Here is a 2,554-nt window from a genome sequence, read left to right on the forward strand (position 1 = left end):
GGCGAACCCGCAACACACTGCCCATCATCATTGCGACGATGTCTTTGTTCGCTATCCGTTTCACCCCCGCTGCGGCGAGCGTATTAACGTCATTGGGATGAACCGCTATCGAGGCGAGTCATACCTGATCATCATGCAACCCGACGGCACTCGTGCTCATCTTCCGCCGTGGATGACCGGCGAAGAAGCCGCTCGCATGTCGATCGTTGTCCAGCCCGAATTACCGCACGCGGCGTTAGTCGAACTTCAGCGCCTGGTCAACGCCGCTTTATCTTCTTCTGTGTTGTCAACGCAGAGGGGATACGGCGATGCGCAAGCAGGTGATGAAGCAGAAGGATCTGTTCGAGGAGAGCAGCGAGGAAGCACGTCTGCCGGCGGAGGTGTTAGCGGACGTGGTGGCGCAGCTAGCGCTGTTGATGCAATCGGTGATCGATGCAGTCGAGATGGAGGTGCGCGATGAACAAGATCCGTGCTGAGCATCTCTCTCGCCTCGCCTATGTCTACGTTCGTCAGTCGACGCTGGACCAGGTGCAGCACAATCGTGAGAGCCAGTTACGTCAGTATGGGCTCGCAGATCGCGCTCGGGGACTCGGTTGGTCTGACGTGACGGTCATCGATGATGACCTGGGCCGCTCTGGGTCTGGAATTCATCGCCCTGGCTTCGAGCGGCTGCTGGCCGCCCTTTGTAGCGGCGAGGTCGGCGCTGTATTCTGTATCGAAGCGTCTCGACTCGCGCGCAACGGGCGCGACTGGCACACGCTGCTGGAATTCTGCCGTCTCGTGGGGACGTTGCTGATAGACGAAGATGGCATTTACGATCCTCGCGAACCCAATGATCGCCTGCTGCTGGGCATGAAGGGCACGTTATCCGAGATGGAGCTCTCGACGTTTCGCCAGCGGTCCCAAGCCGCGCCGGATCAGAAGGCCAAGCGCGGGGAACTGTTCATGACCGCGCCGATTGGCTACATGCGTGTACCGAACAATCGCATCGAGAAGGACCCAGACCTACGCATTCGCGAAGCGCTCGATCTGGTGTTTCGGAGGTTTCGTGAATTTGGTAGTGTGAGGCAGGTTTTAATCTGGTTTCGGCAGGAGCGCATTGAGCTGCCGGCGGTCAGCTACGGCCCGGAGGGCCGTCATATTGTTTGGAAACTACCGGTCTACAACACCCTGTGGCATGTCCTGACGAATCCCACCTACGGCGGGGCATACGCGTTTGGCAAGACCAAGACGACTGTGCGCATTGAGAGCGGTCGCAAGCGGCTGTATAGCGGCACGCACGTCAATCGCAAAGAATGGCAAGTCTTGATCGTCGAACACCACGCGGGCTACATTACCTGGGACGAGTACGAGAGCAATCGCAAATTGATTACTGACAACGCCAACATGAAGGGCAACTTGGTCCGAGGTGCGGTTAAACGCGGCGGTTCGCTATTGGCCGGGCTTCTCCGATGCGGCCATTGCGGTCGCAAGCTGCATGTCGCGTATTCCGGCACCAAGGGCGACGTCGGCCGCTATAACTGTCAGGGCAGTATGATCAATCATGGCGGACCGCGCTGCATTTCATTCGGTGCGTTGCGCGTGGATCAGCGCGTATCTGAGGAAGTTCTACGCCGACTCGAACCATTGGGTATTCGCGCATCGCTGGATGCCATTGAGCGTAAGCGCATGAGTGAGGATGAGCGATTTCGGCACAAGGAACTGGCGCTTGAACAAGCACGTTATGAAGCCGTGCGAGCGCGGCGGCAGTACGACGCAATCGATCCCGACAACCGGCTGGTCGCCTCCGAACTGGAGCGTCGGTGGAACGACGCGTTGGCAACACAAGCACAGCGGCAGGGCGAACTGGATGCGCTGCGCGAGCATCCGGCAGACTCACTCAGCACCGCCGCACGCGACGAGCTTATGAGATTGGGAACCGACCTGCCGGCGCTGTGGAATCACCCAGCGAGCGCCATCGAAATCAAGAAGCGTATCTTGCGTACGGTTCTTAAGGAGATCGTTGTCACAAAGCAGGACCTCACCATTCGAGCGCTTTTACATTGGCAAGGTGGCGATCACACCGAGCTCGAGTTTGATACCAACCGAACTGGGCAACATCGCTGGGCCACTGACGTCGAAACGATCGACATCGTTCGTGCGCTGGCGAGAACGCTTGCGGACCAGGGCATCGCGGCGGTCGTTAACCGTTTGGGCAAACGCACGGCGAAAGGCCTTTCGTGGACAGCAGCGCGAATTTGCATCTTGCGTAAAGACCATGCGATCGCAGCCTATCGCGAAGGAGAGCGGCAAGAGCGCAATGAACTGGGTGTGACGGAAGTTGCCGCGTTATTGGGCATCAGTACACCGACGGTCTTCCGGCTGATCCGGATCAAGCGATTGCCTGCCACACAGGCGTGTCCTGGCGCACCGTGGATCATGCAGCGGGTCGATGTAGAAGCGTTTATCACAGAAAGAAGTGCAACCGAGGGTCCGCAATCAGCGGACCCAAATCAACTATCCATTGATCTTCAATGACATAGGGAGGTGAGCATTATGTCTCGTGTCCGGGTGG

2 protein-coding genes and 1 pseudogene are annotated in these 2,554 nt (G+C 58.2%); all 3 read left to right on the top strand.

All coding sequences use genetic code 11. The features are described from left to right. Positions 1-250 (top strand): annotated as a pseudogene (locus P0D80_RS52090) (DUF5372 family protein); the annotation flags it as partial. A gap of 58 nt (positions 251-308) precedes the next feature. Further along, entirely contained in the window at positions 309-476 is a 168-nt protein-coding gene (locus P0D80_RS49425; RefSeq protein WP_408295856.1) for a hypothetical protein, read from the top strand. Further along, positions 457-2,517 (top strand): recombinase family protein, encoded by a 2,061-nt coding sequence (locus P0D80_RS49430; protein ID WP_408295859.1) that lies wholly within the window; start codon positions 457-459, stop codon positions 2,515-2,517. The genes P0D80_RS49425 and P0D80_RS49430 overlap by 20 nt, the downstream gene beginning before the upstream one ends. Positions 2,518-2,554: the final 37 nt, after the last annotated feature.

The sequence above is a fragment of the Paraburkholderia sp. RL17-373-BIF-A genome (assembly GCF_046030175.1).
In the GTDB taxonomy this organism is placed as follows: Bacteria; Pseudomonadota; Gammaproteobacteria; order Burkholderiales; family Burkholderiaceae; genus Paraburkholderia.